The 22246-nt window shown below is 40.7% G+C and carries 21 protein-coding genes and 1 pseudogene; 18 read left to right on the forward strand and 4 right to left on the reverse strand.

Features of this window, described 5'->3' with window-relative positions; all coding sequences use genetic code 11:
- Positions 1-27 precede the first annotated feature (27 nt).
- Positions 28-222, reverse strand: a pseudogene (locus N6H18_RS18740) (GIY-YIG nuclease family protein); the annotation flags it as partial.
- Positions 223-400: 178 nt separating this feature from the next.
- Complete coding sequence (gene sucC / locus N6H18_RS07725; protein ID WP_262311260.1) at positions 401-1609, reverse strand: ADP-forming succinate--CoA ligase subunit beta; 1209 nt, start codon at positions 1607-1609, stop codon at positions 401-403.
- A 294-nt stretch (positions 1610-1903) separates the two neighbouring features.
- Here sucC and N6H18_RS07730 point away from each other — a divergent pair, with 294 nt between their 5' ends.
- The 6 genes from N6H18_RS07730 to N6H18_RS07755 all read left to right on the forward strand — a co-directional run bounded on the left by N6H18_RS07730 (position 1904) and on the right by N6H18_RS07755 (position 9143).
- Positions 1904-3676: a hybrid sensor histidine kinase/response regulator gene (locus tag N6H18_RS07730; protein WP_262311261.1), complete on the forward strand. Its 1773-nt coding sequence runs from the start codon at positions 1904-1906 to the stop codon at positions 3674-3676.
- A 12-nt stretch (positions 3677-3688) separates the two neighbouring features.
- A complete protein-coding gene (locus N6H18_RS07735; RefSeq protein WP_262311262.1) occupies positions 3689-4345 on the forward strand; it encodes a response regulator in 657 nt (218 codons plus the stop codon).
- Positions 4346-5152: 807 nt separating this feature from the next.
- A complete protein-coding gene (locus N6H18_RS07740) occupies positions 5153-5809 on the forward strand; it encodes an ABC transporter ATP-binding protein (protein WP_262311594.1) in 657 nt (218 codons plus the stop codon).
- Between the two features lie 3 nt (positions 5810-5812).
- Entirely contained in the window at positions 5813-6646 is an 834-nt protein-coding gene (locus N6H18_RS07745) for a DMT family transporter (RefSeq protein WP_262311263.1), read from the forward strand.
- Between the two features lie 136 nt (positions 6647-6782).
- Positions 6783-7949 (forward strand): outer membrane protein assembly factor, encoded by a 1167-nt coding sequence (locus tag N6H18_RS07750; protein WP_262311264.1) that lies wholly within the window; start codon positions 6783-6785, stop codon positions 7947-7949.
- A gap of 87 nt (positions 7950-8036) precedes the next feature.
- Entirely contained in the window at positions 8037-9143 is a 1107-nt protein-coding gene (locus N6H18_RS07755) for an outer membrane protein assembly factor (protein WP_262311265.1), read from the forward strand.
- Positions 9144-9240: 97 nt separating this feature from the next.
- On the opposite strand, the gene gap is transcribed toward N6H18_RS07755, so the two are convergent.
- Positions 9241-10227 (reverse strand): type I glyceraldehyde-3-phosphate dehydrogenase, encoded by a 987-nt coding sequence (gene gap, locus N6H18_RS07760; RefSeq protein WP_262311266.1) that lies wholly within the window; start codon positions 10225-10227, stop codon positions 9241-9243.
- A gap of 346 nt (positions 10228-10573) precedes the next feature.
- Between gap and N6H18_RS07765 the strand changes: the two genes are divergently transcribed.
- Positions 10574-11005, forward strand: a complete 432-nt coding sequence (locus N6H18_RS07765; protein WP_262311267.1) for a DUF2147 domain-containing protein — start codon at positions 10574-10576, stop codon at positions 11003-11005.
- Entirely contained in the window at positions 11002-11688 is a 687-nt protein-coding gene (locus N6H18_RS07770) for a mutarotase (RefSeq protein ID WP_262311268.1), read from the forward strand. The genes N6H18_RS07765 and N6H18_RS07770 overlap by 4 nt, the downstream gene beginning before the upstream one ends.
- A gap of 9 nt (positions 11689-11697) precedes the next feature.
- Here N6H18_RS07770 and N6H18_RS07775 read toward each other — a convergent pair whose 3' ends face one another.
- Positions 11698-11997, reverse strand: coding sequence for a hypothetical protein (locus tag N6H18_RS07775; RefSeq protein WP_262311269.1), 300 nt, complete (start codon positions 11995-11997; stop codon positions 11698-11700).
- Positions 11998-12328: 331 nt separating this feature from the next.
- On the opposite strand from N6H18_RS07775, the gene N6H18_RS07780 reads away from it, so the two are divergent.
- The 10 genes from N6H18_RS07780 to N6H18_RS07825 all read left to right on the forward strand — a co-directional run bounded on the left by N6H18_RS07780 (position 12329) and on the right by N6H18_RS07825 (position 22230).
- Entirely contained in the window at positions 12329-12868 is a 540-nt protein-coding gene (locus N6H18_RS07780) for an RNA polymerase sigma factor (RefSeq protein WP_262311270.1), read from the forward strand.
- Between the two features lies 1 nt (position 12869).
- Positions 12870-13706, forward strand: a complete 837-nt coding sequence (locus N6H18_RS07785) for a hypothetical protein (RefSeq protein ID WP_262311271.1) — start codon at positions 12870-12872, stop codon at positions 13704-13706.
- 135 nt (positions 13707-13841) lie between these two features.
- A complete protein-coding gene (locus N6H18_RS07790; RefSeq protein WP_262311272.1) occupies positions 13842-14735 on the forward strand; it encodes a cell division protein FtsX in 894 nt (297 codons plus the stop codon).
- A gap of 1 nt (position 14736) precedes the next feature.
- Complete coding sequence (locus tag N6H18_RS07795; protein WP_262311273.1) at positions 14737-14949, forward strand: DUF3098 domain-containing protein; 213 nt, start codon at positions 14737-14739, stop codon at positions 14947-14949.
- Positions 14946-15743 (forward strand): undecaprenyl-diphosphate phosphatase, encoded by a 798-nt coding sequence (locus N6H18_RS07800; RefSeq protein ID WP_262311274.1) that lies wholly within the window; start codon positions 14946-14948, stop codon positions 15741-15743. The genes N6H18_RS07795 and N6H18_RS07800 overlap by 4 nt, the downstream gene beginning before the upstream one ends.
- A complete protein-coding gene (gene truB / locus N6H18_RS07805; protein WP_262311595.1) occupies positions 15737-16429 on the forward strand; it encodes a tRNA pseudouridine(55) synthase TruB in 693 nt (230 codons plus the stop codon). The genes N6H18_RS07800 and truB overlap by 7 nt, the downstream gene beginning before the upstream one ends.
- A 34-nt stretch (positions 16430-16463) precedes the next feature.
- The gene (locus N6H18_RS07810; protein WP_262311275.1) at positions 16464-17396 is read left to right on the forward strand and encodes a bifunctional riboflavin kinase/FAD synthetase; all 933 of its coding nucleotides are present in this window, start codon (positions 16464-16466) and stop codon (positions 17394-17396) included.
- A 4-nt stretch (positions 17397-17400) separates the two neighbouring features.
- Positions 17401-17727, forward strand: coding sequence for a gliding motility protein GldC (gene gldC, locus N6H18_RS07815; RefSeq protein WP_262311276.1), 327 nt, complete (start codon positions 17401-17403; stop codon positions 17725-17727).
- Positions 17728-17870: 143 nt separating this feature from the next.
- Positions 17871-20684: a TonB-dependent receptor gene (locus N6H18_RS07820; protein WP_262311277.1), complete on the forward strand. Its 2814-nt coding sequence runs from the start codon at positions 17871-17873 to the stop codon at positions 20682-20684.
- 13 nt (positions 20685-20697) lie between these two features.
- Positions 20698-22230, forward strand: coding sequence for an SGNH/GDSL hydrolase family protein (locus N6H18_RS07825; protein ID WP_262311278.1), 1533 nt, complete (start codon positions 20698-20700; stop codon positions 22228-22230).
- Positions 22231-22246 lie beyond the last annotated feature (16 nt).

Here is a 22246-nt window from a genome sequence, read left to right on the forward strand (position 1 = left end):
CAGAAACTCTCTGTCTGTACCTGATTTAAAATACTTTTCTCTAGCCAGAGCTTCTTCTCTTGACTTTATAACCTCGTAATAGACAAGATCTAACGGTCTATAACCTTTTGTGGATCTTGTCTTTCCAGCATTGTGCTGTTTAATTCTAGATACTAAGTTCTGTGTTTGACCAATATAATGCCAATCACTTTTTTTACTTCTAAGAATGTAAACAAAAAACATTCTACAAACATAGCACGCACAGGTAACAATTCGAACCCTCAATCTCCAGAGCCGAAATCTAGTATTCCCTGCCTGTCGGCAGACAGGTATCCAGTTGAACTACGCATGCATTATTAGATAATAGTACTGAGTATCTAGTACTTAGACCAAAAGTCTCAATACTAGATACTCAATACTCTTATATCAATTCTTTCACCTTGGCAGCAGCATCTTTCAATACGATCGCTGAGTAAACTTTCAAGCCTGACTCTTCGATGATTTTAGCACCTTCTTCTGCGTTGGTTCCTTGTAGTCTCACGATGATCGGGATGTTGATTTCTCCGATGTTTTTGTAAGCTTCCACGACACCATTGGCTACTCTGTCACATCTCACGATACCGCCGAAGATGTTGATCAAAATAGCTTTGACGTTTGGATCTTTCATGATGATACGGAAACCAGCTTCTACAGTCTGTGCATTGGCTGAGCCTCCTACATCTAGGAAGTTGGCAGGCTCTCCACCTGACAATTTGATGATGTCCATAGTCGCCATCGCTAGTCCAGCTCCGTTGACCATACAGCCGACGTTACCATCTAGCTTCACGTAGTTCAATCCAGACTTACCAGCTTCTACTTCGGCAGGATCTTCCTCTGACAAGTCTCTCAACTCCATCAAATCTCTGTGTCTGAATAGCGCATTGTCATCCAAATCTACTTTGGCGTCTACTGCCAAGATTTTGTTGTCAGATGTTTTCAATACGGGGTTGATCTCAAACATAGATGAATCAGTGCCTTCATATGCTTTGTACAAAGAGAAGATGAATTTCACCATTCCTTTAAATGCCTCACCTTCTAGACCCAAAGCAAAAGCTACTTTTCTAGCTTGGAAACCTTGCAATCCTACTGCTGGATTGATCCATTCTTTGATGATTTTCTCTGGTGTGTTTTCTGCCACTGTTTCGATATCCATACCACCTTCGGTAGATGCCATGATTACATTACATCCTTTGGCTCTATCTAGTAGGATACTTAGATAATATTCTTTTGGCTCAGACTCGCCTGGGTAGTACACATCCTGTGCGATCAATACCTTGTTTACTTTTTTGCCTTCTGGACCAGTTTGGTGCGTTACCAAAGTCCCGTTGAGGATAGCTTTTGCTTTGTCAGAAACTTCACCTAGGTTTTTAGCAAGCACGACACCATGTGATCCCGTTTCATTGATTGTACCTTTTCCTCTACCTCCAGCATGAATCTGTGCTTTGATGACAAACCATTCTGTGCCAGTTTGGGCGTTTAGTTCTTTCGCAGCTACTAGGGCAGCTTCAGGAGTATCTGCAACAATTCCTTCTTGAATTGTTACGCCATATCCTTTGAGGATTTCTTTTGATTGATATTCGTGAATGTTCATGTGCTATAATTTTTGTGCCCCGTAGGGATACCTTCGGCGCGAATCTAGTTCAATACGAGCTTATTTTCAAGAAAGCATTTTCTAAACTCACTTCAGAATAGAAACTATTGTCAGAATTGTGGGTTCTAAGTCTACCTTGTTCTATAAATGCTCCTATCTTTTCTTAGAAATATGTTCCGTCAAACAATTTTCTTGGTTCAAAAAAACAGTGAAGCATCGATGCTTTGTCGTTAGCTTGATTATCTTCTGTTAAATTTACATTACAGACCTATTCTATATTATTCAAATTAGAAATTGGAATACAAAAAACTGAACATACTGCTGCTAGAAGACTCTGTTGAGGATGCAGAGTTGGCAATTTATGAGTTGAACCGTGCGGGGCTGGACAATGATGCGGTCACGGTCAATAATTTGAAATCCTTTAGAGAAAATCTTTATGATTTTTTACCACATGTGGTGATCTCTGATTATCACCTGCCTAGCTGTACGGCATTGGATGCTTTTGATGTGTTGGGAGACATAGACATTCCTTTTATCATCGTGTCTCGATTGGTAGGAGAGGAAACGGCCGTAGAGGCATTGAAAAAGGGCGTGACAGACTACGTATCCAAAGACCACCTCTCCAGATTACCTCTGGTAATCGAGCGAGCACTTAACGAAGCAAAGGCACTGCGTCACCGCAAAACAGTAGAACATGAATTGATCCAAAGCAAGGAGCGTTTAGAATTGGCTTTGGAAGGAACCAATTTGGGAGTTTGGGATTTGGATTTTATGTCCAACACCATTGTCTATAACAGTCGTAGCTTGTCTATTTTGGGACTCCCTCCTGAGGAAGGAATACAGGCATTCAATTATTTTCAAGGATATGAAAATGTAGAAAGAGAAAGGCTCAAACAAGAAATGGATGAGCACGTGGCAGGTAGATCCGCGATCTTTGACCAAGAATTCTCCATTCGCAATGACGATGCAGAGACCGCTAAATGGGTTTTGGTGAGAGGTAAAGTCATACGCAGAGCACCAGATGGCACGCCATTGCGTGCGTCTGGTACACTCATGGATATCACCGAGAAAAAAGTGAACGAAGAGAAACTCAAAAAAAACCAAGCAATCCTCGAAAACGCAGAGGCAGTCGCACATATAGGTAGTTTTGAGTGGATGCCGCGTAGTGGACGCTTTATTTACTCAGACGGATTTGCTGAGATATTTGAGTTAAAAAACAAACCTGAACTGTCCGTACGAGAATTGTATAGAGATAGGATACATAGTCAAGACAGACCTTATCTCAGAGAAGTACTGTTCAACGGAAAGGGCTTTTATGACATTGAGCATCGGATCAAAACACCCAATGACGATGATGTAAGAATACTCCGCAATTCGGGCAACATTAAGTACAACAACAAAGGGAATATTGTTTCCATCATGGGAATCGTGCAGGATATCACCGAGCAGCGCGAAATCAGCAAGTCGATCTTCAATGCCCAACAATACGAAAGAAGCCGAATGGCTAGAGATATACATGATGGGATTGGACAAATGCTTGTAGCTACAAAATTTAAAATTTCTTCGCTCGAAACGGATCACAGTGAGATCATGGAAGCCAAAAAAGAAGAGATAGAAGATCTGATGGCCACTACACTAGAGGAGGTGAGACGTGTGTCGCGCAACATGTCCAATCGTCATTTAGAGGAATTTGGACTCAAAAAGACCATGGAGTATCTCGTAGAACAGATTCAGTATGTAGGGGACTTTGTAGTGACGCACTATATAGATATACCCGACGACTACAACATGGAGCTGTCAAATGCCATCTATAGAATAGCCCAAGAGGCCACCAACAATATCATCAAGTATGCCCATGCAAGTAATGTGTCAATAAAAGTGGAATCTACGAATCAAAATATTATCTTAGAAGTCACAGATGATGGAGTAGGCTTTGATACAGAAAATAATTGGAATGGCATTAAAAATATGAAAGAAAGAACATCTTTGCAGAACGGACATTTTGAGATTAGTTCGTCCGTGGGCAAGGGCACTGTAATCAAATCCTGGTTTCCACTCAATACTTAGACCGATAAACCTATGTCAAAAATCAATATCCTCGTTGTAGACGATCATTCATTAGTAAGAGAAGGAATTATTACCATGTTATCTATTTATGATGATTTTGAAATCATCGGTGATGCAGAGAGTGGTGAGCAAGCCCTTGTCAAGATTGCAGCACAAAAACCAGACGTGATGCTATTGGATATCAATATGCCCGGCATGAATGGTATAGAAACTGCCAAAAAGGTCATAGAGGATTATGACGGTATCAGGATTATCATTTTGTCGATGGAAGTAACCCAAGATCATATCTCAGAAGCCATCAAAGCGGGCGTTTCGGGATATCTCGCCAAAGACACCAAAAAAGAAGTACTAGCAGAGGCCATCCGAAAAGTAATGACAGGAGAGCAGTATTTTGGAGACAAAATATCTGAGGTAATCTTCAAAGGCTTCTACAAACAAAGTAAGGGTGAGCAAGTTGCGAAGGAAAACAAAGATCTCAGCAAGCGTGAAGTAGAGGTATTGCGTCAGATTGCATCGGGTCTGTCCAATCGTGAAATTGCAGACAAACTCTTTATTTCTATCCGTACTGTGGATGCACATAGGAATCATATCATGCAAAAATTGAGCATGAAGAGCACCGCACAGCTAGTCAAATACGCGATCAAGGAGAGAATCATAGACCTTGAATAGCCAACAAGACTACTCAAAACCATAAAATCCTAGGTAATTTTCTTAGTCAACTAATAGAAATTTATTCATCTTACTTAGTAGGGCATGATCACTATGTCCTTTGGACTAAATTTAATCACATGACATTACCTGTATTGTTTCAATAAATATTGGAATAGTTATATTTTTTCAATCAATAGTCTTCGCTAATCCGAATTTTCTAGCCATAATTCCTAATTTTTTTTTTACGTATATCCTCTATTTTTTCAGCTTCATTTTCCCTCTACTTTTGAATTGTAATTAAAACACAAAGTATTAATTACTTGACTCTCAGGTGAGATCTTGAGATCAGCTACAAAGAAAGAAAACTAGTCACAGCGGTGACTTTATAAGATACGGGATAATACAGGTGGATTAAAAGGGTTGTTACAAAGTGACAACTCTTTTTTAAACTTCTACACAAAGTCCAAAAAAACGGGATAATACAGGTGGATTAAAGGGGTTGTTACAAAGTGACAACTCCCTTTTTAAACTTCGCTGGTTGTCACAAAGATACGGGATAATACAGGTGGATTAAAAGGACTGTTACAGAGTGACAGTTCTTTTTTAAACGCTACTTCAAAAGTCCAAAAAAAAACGGGATAATACAGGTGGATTAAAGGGGTTGTTACAAAGTGACAACTCCCTTTTTAAACTTCACTGGTTGTCACAAAGACACGGGATAATACAGGTGGATTAAAAAGGGTTGTTCGATAGAATAGCCTTTTTTTTTGCTCAGACGCCAAAGTTCATTTTCGATACATATCTTTGTTGGCAAACGTATATTCCATGCTCCAAGCCAAAAATATTCATAAATCATACGGGAAGCTCGAAGTACTGAAAGGCATAGACCTCAGTGTAGAAAGGAGTGAAATCATCTCCATAGTAGGAGAGTCAGGAGCAGGTAAAAGTACCCTGCTGCAGATTTTAGGCACATTGGATACACCTGATGCTGGAGTTGTGGAGATCAACGGCAAAAACACAGTGGGACTGAAACCCAATGATTTGGCTAATTTTCGTAACCGTGAGATTGGTTTTATCTTCCAGTTTCACAATTTATTGCCAGAGTTTACCCTCAAAGAAAACATATGCATGCCAGCGTTCATTCAGGGGCGCAATGGTCGGGATTTGGATCAATATGCCGAATATTTGCTGGATCTATTAGGGATTGCTGAGCGGCGAGACCATAAGCCCGCTCAAGTATCTGGCGGTGAGCTACAACGTGCGGCAGTGGCGCGATCACTGATCAACAAGCCATCACTGATCTTTGCAGATGAGCCAAGTGGCAATTTGGATTCAAAAAATGCCGAAGAACTTCACAAACTCTTTTTCAAGCTGCAAAAGGAGTTTGCTCAGGCTTTTGTCATTGTGACACACAACCAGTCTCTTGCTGAGATGGCAGACAGGAAGATCACAATACAGGATGGAATGATTCTCAACGCCTAGAGAATGCAGCTATCCAAAGGAGTTCAATACATGATCATCGCAGCCTTTGTATTTTCGCTGATGAAAGTATGTATCAAGCAAGTTTCGCATATCCCAGCAGTCGAGGTTATCCTGTTTCGCTCAATCATCTCACTGGTGATCAGTGGTTATTTTTTGATGCGACAGAAGGTCTCCTTTTGGGGGAATAATCGCAAAGTTTTGATCCTCAGAGGAGCAACGGGAGCTCTATCGTTGGTGTTATTTTTTTCACTCTTGCAGCAGATTCCTCTTGCAGCTGCTGCCAGCATGCAGTACTTGTCTCCAGTTTTTTCTGCCATTTTAGGGGTGTATATCGTCAAAGAGAAAGTGAATTGGAAACAATATCTTTTCTTTGGTATATCATTTTTAGGGGTGCTGGTGATACAAGGTTTTGACACGAGGATTTCTATGTTACATCTAGCCATGGGGTTGGGAGCTTCCTTTTTTGCGGGCTTGGCTTACAATTGGGTGCGCTTGCTCAAAACCTCTGAACATCCATTGGTCATCATACTTTATTTCCCTTTGGTGACAATTCCCCTAGCGGGTATAGCAACATGTTTTGATTGGGTCACACCCGTTGGATGGGATTGGTTTTTTCTCCTTTTAGTAGGAATTTTTACCCAAATCGCACAATTCTATATGACCAAATCTTACCAATTAGAGGAGATTTCTAAAGTCTCAATCATCAATTACACGGGATTGCTTTATTCACTTGGTTTTGGCTTTTTTATCTTCGGAGAGACTTATGATTGGATGAGTTACACAGGGATGTTTCTGGTGATCCTCGGGGTGATTTTGAATGTAAGGTTTAAGAAGTGATTTCTTGATAAAGTATGATTGCTTGGAATTCAAGAATGGGCGAAATGTGATGATGTTAGCGTAAATTTTTAAGGAAATTGATGATTAGGTATTAACTTGAAACCTGAATTAGTAATCTCAGATTTATTCTACCTCTATGAACTACAAAAACCTCAGCCTAAGCATTTTATTATTTGTATTAATAACTCAAACAACGATAGCGCAAGACAAAAGTATCGAGCAGGCTGCCGATACACTTACTGCAGAGTCTCCAGCTATTTCAAAATTTGATGCTTTCAACAAGAAGGCGGAGGTGTTGTTTCAGTTCATACCCTTTCCTATTTATTCCTACTCACAAGAAACAGGTCAAGTGTATGGTTTGGTCAAATACAACCTGATCAATATCGTCAAGGGGGATACAGTCAGTGCAGCATCTAGCTTTAGTGCGTTGGCCTCCGCTTCGTCATTTGGTCAGATCAAGTTTGTATTGGGTAGTAGAGTATATCTCAATGAGGATAAAATTGTGATTCAGGGTGAGGCCAGTTATATCAACTTTCCTCAGTTTTTTCTAGGAATAGGCAATGATGTGACCAGAGATGGTCTGGAAGAGATCGCTACCAAGAGCTACAATGCAGTCAATTCGGCATTTATGGCTGTTACAGATTCAAAAACTATGTATGCGGGCGTAGCTCAGGAATACCGCAGCTATGTCGATGTAGAGTTGGATTCGAGTAGTTATTTGGATCAAAATAACGTACCAGGTTATGAAGGAGGAGCTATTTCAGGTTTAGGGCCAGCTTTTATTTTTGACACCAGAGACCATAAGTACAACAGTCGTACGGGAGCTTATATCGCTACCAGTTACAAATATTTCGGAGGGTATTTGGGAAGTGATTTTGATTATGGCTCTTTTGTGTTGGATATGCGAAAATTCATCAATCCTTGGATGAATCACGTCATAGGTGTGCAGGCATATACAGAACTCAATACAGGGACTGTGCCATTTTATGCACTGGCGCTATTGGGAGGGTCAGAGCGGATGAGAGGCTATTATCAAGGTGCAATTAGAGACAAAGCTATTGCAGATGTGCAGGTAGAATACCGTATGCCGATCTGGAAGATTTTTGGCATGGTTGCCTTTGCTGGAGCAGGGCGCGTAGCACCCGACTATGGAACTATGAATCTCAAAGATGTATGGGTCAGTGGTGGTGTGGGGTTGCGTATCATGGTAGACAGTAATAACCGAGCCAACTTGAGAATGGATTTTGGTTGGGGAGAACAAGATGCCAAGGCATTTGTTATCGGTTTTACTGAATCGTTTTAATCTTTATTTCATAGCTTCACGACTTGTATTGCAGTAATAGATGTTTTCGTGAAGAAAATTTTATTTTTACTATTCTTATTTGTCAATGTGAATACATCCCGAGCCCAACTTAGTTCGGCTAATTGGGACAGTGTGCATCAGTCAGTCAAACATGAGCTGACTGTGTTCAATAAAAAAGCAGAGTTGTTTTTTCAATTTATTCCATTTCCAATTTACTCTTATGCACAAGAAACGGGTCATGTCTATGGTTTGGTCAAGTACAATATGGTGGATTTGGTCGAAGGAGATAGTGTCAGTGCAGCATCTAATTTCACAGTCCTAGCTTCTCTGTCTAGTAAGGGACAGTCAAAAGTGATACTGAGTAGTAGGAGTTACTTCAAAGAGAATAAATGGATATGGAATGCAGAATCAGGATTTATAGATTTTCCTGAGCATTTGTTTGGGATAGGAAATGAAATCAATAGCGAGAAAGAAGAGACTGTCCAAACAACGACCGTCAACTTTGTGAATTCAATTTTGATGTCCAAAGATGATTATAAGCGGTTTTATATTGGTGTGTCTCAAGCTTTCAATGCATACTATTCGGTTAAGACTGATTCTGTTAGTTTTATTACTGAAAACCAAGTGCCAGGCTATCAAGGAGGAGCAATTTCGGGGCTTGGGCCTGCTTTGATTTGGGATACACGCGATCATCGCTATAACAGCATGAAGGGAACCTTTGTGGAAGTCGATTTTAAATACTTTACTTCTTTGATTGGGAGTGATTTTGAGTACGCTTCATTCAAAATTGACTTTAGAAAGTTCATTCGACCTTGGTATCAACATGTGATAGCATTTCAAGGAGTAACCTCAGCCAATATAGGAGAGGTTCCGTTTTATGCACTGAGCCAAATTGGGGGAATTAGTCGAATGCGGGGTTATTTCAAAGGAGCCATTCGAGACAAAGTGCTATTTGATAGCCAAGTGGAGTATCGCATTCCTGTTTGGAAAATATTTGGAGCGGTAGCTTTTGCAAGTGCAGGCAGAGTGGCGCCCAACTATGCTTCGATGGCACTATCTGACCTATGGTACGGCGGAGGATTGGGCTTGCGTGTACTCGTGGATAGTAAAAACAAGGCTAACCTGAGATTGGATTATGGCTGGGGACAGGGTAATTCTAGCGCCTTTATCATAGGTTTTACCGAGGCATTTTGATGCAGCAGCCCTAATTTGACTTTCTTGATGAACCCCAAAAAAAACCCTGACAATAGCCAGGGTTTCAATATCTATTCCTTTTTATTCAAAGAAAATCTTAGCCAATCTTAGAGATCAAGTCAGCTGCTCTGTTAGAATAGCCAGCCTCGTTATCATACCAAGAAGCAACTTTTACCATCTTACCATTTACCGAAGTAATACCCGCATCAAAGATAGAAGAGTGTGGGTCACCTACGATATCAGAAGATACGATTGGATCTTCAGTATATCTCAAGATACCTTTCATTGGGCCTTCAGCGGCAGCTTTCATTGCAGCGTTTACTTCAGCAACTGTCACCTCTCTAGAAAGAACTGCAACCAAGTCAGTGATAGACCCTGTTGGAGTAGGTACTCTCATTGAGTTACCGTCCAACTTGCCATTCAATTCTGGAAGAACCAAACCTACAGCCTTAGCAGCTCCAGTTGATGTTGGTACCATGTTGATGCCAGCAGCTCTTGATCTTCTCAAGTCAGCATGTGGAGCATCCTGCAGATTTTGATCCGCAGTGTAGGCGTGGATAGTTGTGATGAATCCTTGCTCTAGTCCGAAGCTATCATGCAATACTTTAGCGATTGGAGCTAGACAGTTAGTAGTACATGACGCATTTGACATGATTGTTTCTTTACCAGTCAAGATGTTGTCATTCACACCCAATACGACAGTTGGAATGTTTCCTTTTGCAGGAGCAGAAATCACCACTTTCTTAGCACCAGCTGTCAAGTGTTGGCTTGCGCCAGCTTCGTCTACGAATCTACCTGTTGACTCCAATACCACGTCGATTCCTAGGGCTTTCCAAGGTAGGTCAGCAGGAACTCGCTCGGCAGTGATGCCGATTTTCTTTCCGTTGACGATGATGCCATCTGCAGCAGCCTCGACAGTTCCGTCAAATTTGCCTTGAGTAGAATCATATTTCAACAAGTGCGCTAGTGTCTTAGTGTCCGTTAGGTCGTTGATCGCAACTACCTCTACATTTTCTTTTTTTAATAATGCTCTGAACGCTAACCTTCCGATACGCCCAAATCCGTTGATTGCAACTTTAATCATTGATCAATAATTTAGTGTTTGAATTTTTTTGCAAATCTAATACTATGAACCACATATTCAAAGATTAATACCTAAAGCATTCTTTATTGTTTTGTGATTCTAAACAGCAAACAAGCTCATCCATTGGATAGTTCAAAACAAATGGTATATTTTATTGAATTGAATGAAATGTTGAAGTGTATTTGTGCGACTCGTCGCTTTGATTTGCAATGCTCGTCTATCATGGGGATTTTGTATCCAAAGGTAAAAACCTTCTTTGATATCAATATTTCTGATAGGCTTCCGATCAATTACCCATCATTCATTGCTAATATTAAACTTATATTCAACTATCAGCCTTATGAAAATGAAAAAGACATGTATGATTATTGCTACCTCGCTACTGCTGCAAGGGGTGGTTTGTGCCCAAAGTATTGTAGGCAAATGGAAAACCATCGATGACGAATCAGGGAAGCCCAAGTCAGTTGTGGAGATTTTCCAAAAGGGAGATAAATATTATGGAAAGGTGATAAAACTCTACAGAACCTCAGGCGAGGAGCAAGACCCAATTTGTGTCGAATGTAGCACCAAGGATGATCGATACAAACAAAAGGTAATCGGCATGGAGATCATCCGTGATTTGATAAAAAGCGACAATGAATATGAGGATGGGACAATCTTGGATCCCGAAAATGGAAAAATATACGATTGCAAGCTATGGGTGGAAGATGGGAAGCTTCAAGTCAGAGGCTACATTTCGTTTCTATTTAGAACCCAAACTTGGCTTCCTTACCAATGAGCGAACTCCAAACGCACTATGACTTGATGTGGAAGGAGTCTTGGGAGAACCTGAAAGAAGGGAGGCTTTTCAAAGACCCATATTTGAAATCCAAGGAAGACAAAAGAATTGGTATCACACTGAGAATTAGACCCAATCAAGAAGTCTTAGACACTATATTGGCTTTTCAACGGGAGTTGAAGAAAATAGAACCTAGTCAATATTACTATCCGATTGAGACAGTGCATTGGACTGTGCTGTCCATTATTTCATGCTCTGCAGATGTGCGAACAGATCAATTGAAAGTGCTGACTGAGTACGAATATGTCATTTCGGAAGAATTGAGAAACATAGGATCTTTTGAGATACTGCTACGAGGTTTGACCTTGTCCAAGGTTGGCCCGTTGATTCAGGGATACCCACAAAGTGCCGATTTGGATCGCTTGCGTGATGGACTGAGAGAGCGATTTAGAAAGAGTGATTTGATGCACAGCATCGATACTCGTTATGCCATTCGGACTGCTCACTCTACGGTGATGCGGTATCAGGAGGATTTGGTCGATCAGAAGGCATACATGAAATTTCTCTCCCATCACAAGAATATCGACTTTGGCACTGCGCATATCAATCAATTTGAACTGGTGATCAATGATTGGTACCACCGATCAGACAAGACAGAGATCATGCGTACATTCTCTCTATGACGTCAGCTCTTAGTTGACCATGCTCGTAATCGCCAAAGCAACAGCCAACAATGCCACTATCGTGGTAAATAGTAATAGACCCTTGAGTCGTGTGTTTTCTTTGGTGATTTGCTCGATGACAGCAGAGGTCTTTTGATTGAATTCAAATTGTTTTTCGAACAATTGTTCTATTTCTGCAGAGCTCAATGCACTTTTCTTGTTACTAAGTTTTTTTAATAAGCCGAGGGCTTCTGGTAGCAAACTGATTGCTAACTGTGTGAGATGGATGCTCATGTTCGTTGTTTGTTTTCTGTTGTGTTGTTTTCCCATTTATACCCTTTTCATATAGTCATTTTACAAAATACATATAAAACATCACCCCTACTAGACTATTGAGTTGGTGATAATGTTTTGATTTTGCTTGTTTTTTTATGATGGAGAGGTGTCAATGAGCGACTTAAAAAACTTTTTTCCATCCGTAAAACAACTGAAATTTTATAGGAGATATTACCTAATTGTAAGTTGAGAAACCTTGCAATCAGGCCAATATATTGGATTTACCTATATTTTGACATAATTTAGGTCTTACACCGATTTTACCTAGCAAGGGTTACATTTTAATCTATATCAGTATCTAAACAAAAGCTGCGGCTTTTATCCGATGAAGGATCATGAAATATTGGAACGGGTAAGCAGAGGAGACGAAGCTGCCTTGGACTATCTCTACAAGAAGTACTACAAGATGATGACACGCATCGTGTTGAACAATAGTGGTACCGAAGATGAGGCCAAGGATGTGTTTCAAGATGCTTTGCTAGTCTTTTGGCAGAAAGCGATTTCTGGCAATCTGGTATTGACTTCTAAGATCAGCACATTCATTTACAGCATATGTTTGAATTTGTGGAGGAAAGAATTGGATAGAAAAAGTCGTAACTCTGGCGAGATGGTAGAGGCGTCGGTCTTTCAAGATCACGAAAGACAAGAGAAAATTAAGATCATCAACGATTGTATTGATCAACTCGGAGAGACTTGTAGAAAAATATTAACATACCACTATTTCGACGGACTGTCGATGCAGGATATAGCCGAAAAGCTAGATTTTGCCAACACAGACACCGCCAAGACTAAGAAATATAAATGCAAAAAGAAGCTTGATATGATGATTAAAAGGAATTATACATCAAGTGATTTTTTAGATTAGTATGTCGATTAGAAGTAATTATAGCGAACAGTTGGATGCCTATTTCAGTGGAGAAATGAAGGGGGCTGATAGACTTGTCTTTGAAGGCAGAGTTGAGAGTGATCCTATGCTCAAGGCAGAGTTCGAGAATCAACACGATATCATCAGCAGTCTCAAATCACGCAGAGCACTGGAGCTCAAATCGAGACTGAATAATATTGCCGTAGAAACAACCTTGGTTGGTTCTCTCATGCAGAGTTCAATTTTCAAACCTGCGGTGTATGCAGTGACAGGATTGGCAGTCAGCATCGGTTCGTATATGTATTACAACACAGAGACAGCGACTGAGTTTCATTTGCAATCGCTAGATGCTAAGTCCCAATACTCTATCAGTAGCGGTGTGGGAGCCAACATCACTCCTGATTTGAATTTCCGCTATGTACACAAAGACATCGAAGAGCCTAAAATAGAATTGGTAATCGAGGAGGTAGAGGAGTCTTCCGAGGTGGAAGCGGTAGTTGCCAATGAAATCAACTTTGAGTTGCCAGTGGTAGATGCTGGATATCAACAGGACGAATTCGAAGGAGCAGCGGTCTCATTGGAAAGTCCCCAACGCATAGAAAAGGTGCCTTCTGTATCTAAAATTGATCGAATCAACATTCAGACCATCACCTCTCGCAAGTACAATTTCCATTACAGAATGGAAGACAATAGATTGTATCTCTATGGGAGGTTCAATGAGTCGCCTTATGAAATCATCGAGATCAATACGCCGGGAGCAAAAAAATTGTTTTTCTACTATGATGGAGATTTTTTTCAGACTAGACAAAACTGCAGCACTGGTCACACCACTTTCTAAAATAGAAAACAAGAAGCTTATTGTCGAATTGGACAGTATCAAGAGCAATAATCTCTGATCATACCTTTTCCTTCGTTGAAATGTCTTAGAATTGAAAGTAATTTCATGGAATGAAACTATTTTTGATTTCGCAAAATGGCTAAGGAAAAAAAATATCGTAAGAAAAAGCTTGGAAGCTACCCTTTCGCAAGTGTCGTGTTTAGTATCACCCTGGCACTGTTCGTCATGGGACTATTCGGTCTGCTCATCATGACTACCAAGAACTTGACTCGCTTGATTCAAGAGAATGTCGAGATGCAGGTCTTCCTTCACAAAAACCTGAGTGAAAACGAGATTGTCAAAATCACTAAAATCCTGTCGAGCAAAGACTATGTGACCAAAAAGGCAGGAATGGCTCAGATAGAACACATCACCAAGGAAGCAGCAGCCAAGGCATTCGTCAAAGAGACGGGAGAAGATTTTGTAGATTTTTTAGGAGACAATCCGCTCAGGGATGTGATTATCATCAAAGTTGATCCAGATTTTCAGGCAGCTGCCAACCTCAGTGAAATCAAAAAGGAGATAGAGTTCATACGAGGAGTCTATGAAGTTACCTATATTGAAAACCTCGTACAGAGCATCAATGCCAATGTGAAGAAAATTAGCTTTGTATTGATTGGTTTTAGTGTAATCCTATTGATCGTGGTAGTTATATTGATCAACAATACCATCAAGCTTGCTTTGTTTTCGCAGCGGTTTTTGATCCGCAGTATGCAATTGGTAGGAGCTACTTCATCATTCATCCGAAAGCCTTTCTTGTCAAGAGCCTCTATCTTTGGATTGCTCTCTGGCTTTTTAGCAGTGGGACTGTTGTGGGCACTATTACATTTTGTAGAGAGACAAGTAGAAGGAATTATGGATTTGCTGAAGCCAGAGCAGTTGTTAGTATTGGCAGGAGCTATCTTGATGGTTGGGTTACTTGTGGGTTTTATGAGTACATTTGCAGCCATTAAAAAATACATGAAAATGTCGCTTGACGAATTATATTGATATGAGCAATAACAAATTAGCGTTTTCCAAAATCAACTACATCATCATGTTGATCGGTATAGCAGTTCTAGTTCTAGGATTTTTCATCATGACTTTGGATACCGAGCCTTATGGTTTTGGGTTTTTGGGACTGACATTGGGTCCTATCGTGGTAATTCTTGGGTTTGTCATTGAGTTTGTAGCCATATTGTACAAAGCGAAGCAGGATCAATGAGCATAATTGAAGCACTGATCCTTGGAATCATACAGGGATTGACAGAGTTTTTGCCAGTCAGTAGTAGTGGACACCTGGAGTTAGGTAGCTACTTTTTGGGTGTAGAGTCTGAAAACAATCTGTTATTCTCCATTTTGGTGCATGGCGCAACGGCACTGAGTACCATCGTAATATTCAGAAAAGACATCCTCCAGATCATCCTAGGTTTATTCAAGTTCCAATGGAACGAGGAGACAATTTTTGCTTCCAAAATCGTATTGTCTATGATTCCTGTGGGATTGGTAGGCTTACTATTTGAGGATCAAGTTGAAGCTTTGTTTGGCGGCAAAATATTGCTGGTAGGCTGCATGCTTGTGGTGACAGCATTGCTTCTTTCTTTTACCTACTTCAACAAAAATCATGAGGGCGAAGTGACCTTTAAAAGTGCCTTGATTATAGGGATTGCTCAAGCCATTGCGATCTTGCCAGGTATTTCTAGGTCTGGTTCTACCATTTCTACAGCGCTCTTATTGGGTGTCAACAGAGAGAGAGCAGCTAGGTTTTCCTTTCTGATGGTGCTCCCTCCGATTATGGGGGCGATGTTGCTCAAAATCAAAGACGTAGCAGAAGCTCCTAGTTTAGCATCCGATATACCCGTTTTGAGTTTGGTGGTAGGCTTTGTTGCGGCATTTGTTGCAGGGCTGTTGGCATGTCAATGGATGATATCCATTGTGAAAAAAGGTAAGCTGATTTATTTCGCAGTGTATTGTGGGGTTATCGGTATTTTGACAGTAATAGGAAGTTTGTTATTTTGAATCAGATAAATATTTCAACATTAGATTTTGATAAGGGAGAAGTATTCCTGATTGACAAACCCTATGAATGGACTTCATTTGACGTAGTGAAGAAAATACGGGGAAAACTCAAGGTCAAAAAAGTTGGTCACGCAGGTACTTTGGATCCATTGGCAACAGGCTTACTAATCGTATGTGCGGGTAAAGCCACAAAAAAAATCAATGAGTATCAAGACATGGGAAAGAGTTACTCAGGCACATTGGTACTGGGCAAGACTACACCATCGGTTGATTTAGAAACCGCGTTTGATTCGGAGACGGACTATTCCCATGTCACGAGTGATATGGTGAAGAAAGCCGCAGATCAGCTCACAGGAGATATCATGCAAATCCCTCCTATATATAGTGCCATCAAGGTAGATGGAGAGCGTGCCTACAAAATGGCAAGACGAAAGGAAGACGCAAAATTAGATCCTCGCCCAGTATCAGTGACTAAATTTGAGGTAGATACATCTGCCTTGCCAGAGGTCAGATTTGAGATTGATTGCTCCAAAGGGACTTACATCAGGAGTCTGGTGAGGGACTTGGGAGAGGCATTGTCTTGTGGTGCGTATATGTCCTCTCTTTGCAGGACAGCGATTGGACACCATAAGCTTGACGATGCATATAATCTGGAAGAGTTTATTTCCAGTCTGCATAGAGATTAGTTTTGCAAAGAAAATTTTTTGAACCCCAATTTTAATGATCGTACTCGAAGGAATTGATCAAATTCGACATATACCCAACGCCATTGTGACGAGTGGGACCTTTGATGGTGTGCATATAGGGCATCAAAAGATTCTAAAAAGGATCGTACAAGCTGCCAAAGAAGAAAACGGGCATAGTGTAGTACTCACCTTTTGGCCTCACCCAAGATTTATTTTATTTCCAGAAGATGATACACTCAAACTCTTAAGCAATTTTGAAGAGAAGGCGGCCATCATGGACGAAGTAGGCATTGACTACATCATCAAAATTGAATTTACAGCAGAATTTTCTCAATTGAGTTCAGAGCAATTCATCCAAGAGGTGTTGGTAGATAGGTTGGGAACTAAAAAGCTGATCATCGGGTATGATCATAAGTTTGGTAAGAATAGAGAGGGCAGCTTCGAATACCTCAAGGAAAACAACAAAAGGTTCAAGTTTGAGGTGGAAGAAATTCCTCGACAGGACATTGATGATGTAGGGGTGAGTTCTACCAAGATAAGAAAGGCGCTTCTACAGGGAAATGTTGATCAAGCCAGTGAATACATGGGCAGACACTATTCCTTGATAGGTACAGTGGTTTCGGGTAAAAAAATAGGTACAGGTCTAGGATTCCCTACGGCCAATATTCAACTCAAGGCGGCCTATAAAGTGGTGCCTAAAGATGGCGTGTATGCAGTCAAGGTTCACATGAAGGAAGGGACATTTGACGCCATGCTCAATATCGGCGTAAGGCCTACAGTCGATGGCGTGAATCGTGTGATCGAAGTGCATATTTTTGATTTTGACGAAGATATTTATGGACAAGAATTGAAAATTTCTTTCATCAATTACCTTCGAGATGAAATGAAGTTTGACTCACTAGAATCGTTGAAAAATCAGTTGGGAAAGGATAAGAAAGAGAGTATAAGAATATTAAGACAACAATAAGAAGATGAGAAAATCAAAAATTACAGTTGACGTCACCCTAGATGAAAACAATGTTCCGGAAAGCATCGAATGGTCAGCAGAAGACAACGTAGATGGCGCTATACAGTTATCCAAGGCCATTTCTCTCTCTTTTTGGGATGATGAAAAAAAGGACACGCTAAACTTAGATTTATGGACCAAAGACATGAATGTAGATGCCATGAAGATGTTCTATGTTAACATGTTAGGTAGTGCATCCAATACGCTACTCAATGCAACAGGCGATGAGTTTATGTCATCCGAAATAGCCAATCTTTGTGAGAAACTCGTGGAATACTTGAATCAAAAGTAGTATGCAAGCCTACTTTTTTCGCCAAATTCATTTAAATTAAAGGTGGCTGGCGAAATCATACGAGATTTCTTGCTATTATTATCAACTGGTTGTTCCGTTCTGTTTCAAAGACCGCCAGTTAGAGAACATTAAAAACACATGATATGATAAGACTATTTACAAAGCAACTTTTGCTTGTTTTTGCGTGTGCAGTATTGTTTGGTTTTGGAGCGATGGCACAAACCAATATTTCTGGGAGCGTTAAAGACGGCAAAAGCAACGAATCCTTACTGGGTGTAAGCATCTTGGTCAAGGACAAAGTCGTTGGTACGATCTCAGATACCAATGGTAATTTCAAACTGAAAGTCAATTCAGAGCCACCTCTGACCCTCGTGTTTTCCATGGTGGGATACACCACCGTAGAGGTAGCTATCAATGAAAACAATGTCGAAGGATTGACAGTTTCTCTCGAAGAGACCGCAATCATGGGGCAGGAAGTAGTCGTATCGGCATCCAGAGTAGAAGAGTCTGTGATGCAATCTCCTGTTTCGATCGAAAAAATGGATGTTTTGACGATCAAAGAGACCGCTGCAACCAATTTTTATGATGCATTGATCAACTTCAAAGGTGTAGATATGAGTGCACAAAGTATCACTTTCAAATCTATCAACACCAGAGGCTTTGGCGCAAATGGCAACAACCGATTTGTGCAACTCATCGATGGGATTGACAATGTGGCACCAGGACTCAACTTTGCAGTAGGTAATATTGTGGGGATCAATGATCTGGATTTGGAAAGTGCAGAAATGATACCTGGAGCGGCATCAGCACTATATGGCCCGAATGCATTGAATGGCGTTTTGCTCATGAAAAGTAAAAGCCCATTTGATTACCAAGGGCTAAGTGCCTATACCAAATTGGGCGTAAATCATGTCGATGGGGAAGATGATGATCCGTCCCTTTACCAAGACTATGGTATCCGCTATGCCAAAGCCTTCAATAACAAATTTGCTGTCAAAGTAACAGCCTCCTATCTCAAAGCCAATGACTTCCGTGGTGTAGATTACAGAGATCAAAGCACTACTACCAATGGTGAAGGCTCAGGGTATGTCGTAGAGTCTGAGGGGCGCAATAGACAGAATAATAGAAATTATGATGGTGTCAATACATACGGGGATTTTGGTTTCAATTTGGGTTTAATCCCAAAATTAGACCCTGCCTATCAAGCTGTAGCTGGACAACTGCCTACTGGGCCTGATGGTGCATTTTCTCCAACAGGTTATACAGAATCTTCTTTTGTGGATAATAATACAGAGAGTTTGAAGTTAGGAGCAGCTTTGCATTATAGAATTACAGATAACCTTGAAGTGTCGGGACAATTCAATTATGGATCTGGTAGTACAGTGTACACTGCCAATGATAGATTTGTTTTAGATGGCTTCTCAATTTGGACTGCCAAGTTGGAATTGAGAAACCAGAATTTTTATGTGAGAGCCTATACGACACAAGAAAATTCAGGAGACACCTATGCTGCCAATACAATTGCTTCTTTGATCAATCAAAATAAATATGTACCAGACTACACCTTAGGATTTTTGGGAGCGAGAGGTCAGGGGGCATCTATAGATCAAGCACATGCTGCAGCAAGACAATACGCAGATGGCTTGCAGACTGCATATGCACCAGGTACGGAGCAGTGGCAAGTAGGAATGGACTCGTTGAGAAAGATTTCCATTTTTGATGGAGGAGCCAAATTCAAAGATGCATCAAGTATGAATCACTTTGAGGGCAGTTATAATTTTAGTCATTTGGTCGATTTTGTAGAGATTGTCGCTGGCGCGAATTACCGTAAGTATAATTTGGATTCTGGGGGGACTTTGTTTGCCTTAGATGATGATGGTGAAGAGCAATCATATGGTGAATATGGTGCCTATGTGCAACTCTCAAAGGCATTTTTAAACAACAGGCTAAAAGTACAAGCATCAGGGAGATATGACAAGAATGAAAATTTTGATGGACAATTCTCTCCGAGAGTATCTGTCGTAGGGACAGTGGCAAGGAATCATAATTTCCGAGGATCTTTCCAGAGAGGTTTTAGAATCCCGACTACACAAGATCAATTCATAGACCTAGATGTACAAACTAGGAGATTGATTGGAAGCAATAGCTTACTGGTGGATAGGTATAAATTCAGAACCAATACAGTTTATACGACTCAAAGTTTGGCTGATGCCAGAGCAGGGATCAGAACGGATTTGGTAAGAGCAGATAAGGTAGACGAAGATTTCACAACTGAGAAAATCAGCACGTTTGAAGTAGGATACCGAGGACTGTTTTTGCAAGACAAATTGATGATTGATGGGTACTATTACCACAGCAGTTACCAAGACTTTATTGCAGAGATTTACTTTGTGCAGGCCGTTCCGAACGGACTGCAAAATGACCCTGGATATGATCCTGATACTCAGGCTGCACAAGATGCGATCATACAAGGAACAGTGCCTACACAAGAGTATGGCTTTGATGTGAATGCTGATGGATCGATCAAAACACATGGTTGGGGACTGCAAGCCGATTATTTCTTGACGAAGGGTTATAAAGTGTCAGGAAATGTAGCATTCAACCGGTTGTTGGATGACCAGGCTTTACAAGACCAAGGGTTTAGATCTCAATATAATACACCTGAGTACACCTACAACATAGGATTGAGTAATAGAGAGGTGATTGAAAATGTAGGATTCAATGTGAAATGGAGATGGCAAGAGGCCTTCCTATGGTCATCGTCTTTTGGCAATTCAGTCGTTCCTGCATTTGGTACTCTGGATGCTCAGGTGAGTTACAAATTGTCTAGTTTGAAATCTGTAGTAAAACTCGGAGGTAGTAATGTCCTCAACAAACGATATACTACGGGCATCGGTAACCCAAGGATGGGAGCTATTTACTATGTGTCTATCACATTTGATCAATTCTTGAACTAAAATCAATAGAAAGATGAAAAGCATAAATATATATATATCCCTTTTAGCATTTTCCATCCTTGCTTTTGGTTGCGATGAGGAGGATAAGCTTATTGATGAGAGATTAGAAAATACAACTGAACCCATTGTAGTGCCTGAGACAGGTACTTCAGGAAGCCTTGATTTAAGTACCTATGTGGCTATTGGGTCTTCGATCAGTGGAGGGATGATGGATGGTGCATTGTACACCCATGCTCAAAACAATTCATTCACAGTTTTATTGGCGAAGCAATTTGCAATTGATGGAGTCGGTGGAGGAGAATTTAACGTGCCAAGTATCGAGTCTGTTAATGGGTATCTAAGTACCAATGCAGATGGCAGCATCAACGGTAAGTACATTCTTGATTTGGATTCTAATAATGATGGTGTACTTGGTGACGCTGGATTAGTAGTATCTGTGGGAGAATTGCCTAGTCCTTACACAGGTGATAAAGCTAAACTGAACAATTTTGGAGTGCCGGGGATACAAACTGCTCAAATGCTAACACCTTTGACAGGAGGACCAGCAGATGGCAATCCTGCTTACAATGCTTTGTATGCCAGATTCGCATCCAATCCAGGTACTTCTACCATACTGGGAGATGCCGTGGCGCGTAATCCTACTTTTTTCACGCTTTGGGCGGGATCAAATGATGTGTTGGGCTATGCGATTAGTGGCGGCACCAATGAAGCAATTTTGACAGACCCAGCAACTTTTGATGGTTATCTCAACGCAATTGTTAATACTTTGATTTCTGGAACCACAGCCAAGGGAGTCATCTGCAATGTGCCAAATGTATTGACTTTACCACATTTTAGAGCAGTGCCTTACAATGCCATTCCTATGACAGATCAGACAACTGTAGATGCGACCAACAGCGCATATGCTAGCTACAATGGTGGTGTGCAAGCGGCTTTGACAAATGATATCATTGACGAAGATGAAGCAACATTAAGGACAATTTCTTATGTTATAGGAGGAAATGGTATTGTCATAGAAGACCCTACTTTGACAGATGTAGCGGCGCTTTCAGGTGGTCAGATACCTATTCCAAAATACAGACAATTGAAGGATGGAGAATTGGTTCTATTGCCTGCAAGCACAGTACTGGGAACCTTGGCAGATCCTGAAAACCCTGCTTCGGTGTATGGTGTTGGAGTGCCTCTTCCGGACAAATATTCTCTGCGTACAGATGAATTGACCAAAGTAGTTACAAATTTGACAGCTATCAATACATCCATCAAGACGATTGCTGACAATCAAGAAAGAATCGTTTTGTTTGATGCATATACTTTGTTGCTCAATGCGGCACTATCAGGCGGATATTCATCGTCAGAGACTGGTGGCTTCATGCTTACACCAGATTTTACTCCCAATGGGTTTTTCTCCAACGATGGGGTTCATCCTAATCCGAGAGGACAGGCCATTCTTACCAATGAGATTATAGATCTTTTGGAGGAAGAGTTTGATGCAAGTATTCCTAAATTGGATGTGATGCAGTACAGTTCATCGCCGTTCCAACAGTAAGAAACACAAAAAACAA

Source organism: Reichenbachiella agarivorans (assembly GCF_025502585.1).
GTDB lineage: Bacteria > Bacteroidota > Bacteroidia > Cytophagales > Cyclobacteriaceae > Reichenbachiella > Reichenbachiella agarivorans.

Bases quoted from the DNA above. Each gene is read 5' to 3' on its own strand.
- sucC (WP_262311260.1), bottom strand. From the start codon at position 1,609: ATGAACATTCACGAATATCAATCAAAAGAAATCCTCAAAGGATATGGC.
- N6H18_RS07735 (WP_262311262.1), top strand. From the start codon at position 3,689: ATGTCAAAAATCAATATCCTCGTTGTAGACGATCATTCATTAGTAAGA.
- N6H18_RS07740 (WP_262311594.1), top strand. From the start codon at position 5,153: ATGCTCCAAGCCAAAAATATTCATAAATCATACGGGAAGCTCGAAGTA.
- N6H18_RS07745 (WP_262311263.1), top strand. From the start codon at position 5,813: ATGCAGCTATCCAAAGGAGTTCAATACATGATCATCGCAGCCTTTGTA.
- N6H18_RS07750 (WP_262311264.1), top strand. From the start codon at position 6,783: ATGAACTACAAAAACCTCAGCCTAAGCATTTTATTATTTGTATTAATA.
- gap (WP_262311266.1), bottom strand. From the start codon at position 10,227: ATGATTAAAGTTGCAATCAACGGATTTGGGCGTATCGGAAGGTTAGCG.
- N6H18_RS07765 (WP_262311267.1), top strand. From the start codon at position 10,574: ATGAAAAAGACATGTATGATTATTGCTACCTCGCTACTGCTGCAAGGG.
- N6H18_RS07770 (WP_262311268.1), top strand. From the start codon at position 11,002: ATGAGCGAACTCCAAACGCACTATGACTTGATGTGGAAGGAGTCTTGG.
- N6H18_RS07775 (WP_262311269.1), bottom strand. From the start codon at position 11,997: ATGGGAAAACAACACAACAGAAAACAAACAACGAACATGAGCATCCAT.
- N6H18_RS07780 (WP_262311270.1), top strand. From the start codon at position 12,329: ATGAAGGATCATGAAATATTGGAACGGGTAAGCAGAGGAGACGAAGCT.
- N6H18_RS07785 (WP_262311271.1), top strand. From the start codon at position 12,870: ATGTCGATTAGAAGTAATTATAGCGAACAGTTGGATGCCTATTTCAGT.
- N6H18_RS07790 (WP_262311272.1), top strand. From the start codon at position 13,842: ATGGCTAAGGAAAAAAAATATCGTAAGAAAAAGCTTGGAAGCTACCCT.
- N6H18_RS07795 (WP_262311273.1), top strand. From the start codon at position 14,737: ATGAGCAATAACAAATTAGCGTTTTCCAAAATCAACTACATCATCATG.
- N6H18_RS07800 (WP_262311274.1), top strand. From the start codon at position 14,946: ATGAGCATAATTGAAGCACTGATCCTTGGAATCATACAGGGATTGACA.
- N6H18_RS07810 (WP_262311275.1), top strand. From the start codon at position 16,464: ATGATCGTACTCGAAGGAATTGATCAAATTCGACATATACCCAACGCC.
- gldC (WP_262311276.1), top strand. From the start codon at position 17,401: ATGAGAAAATCAAAAATTACAGTTGACGTCACCCTAGATGAAAACAAT.
- N6H18_RS07820 (WP_262311277.1), top strand. From the start codon at position 17,871: ATGATAAGACTATTTACAAAGCAACTTTTGCTTGTTTTTGCGTGTGCA.
- N6H18_RS07825 (WP_262311278.1), top strand. From the start codon at position 20,698: ATGAAAAGCATAAATATATATATATCCCTTTTAGCATTTTCCATCCTT.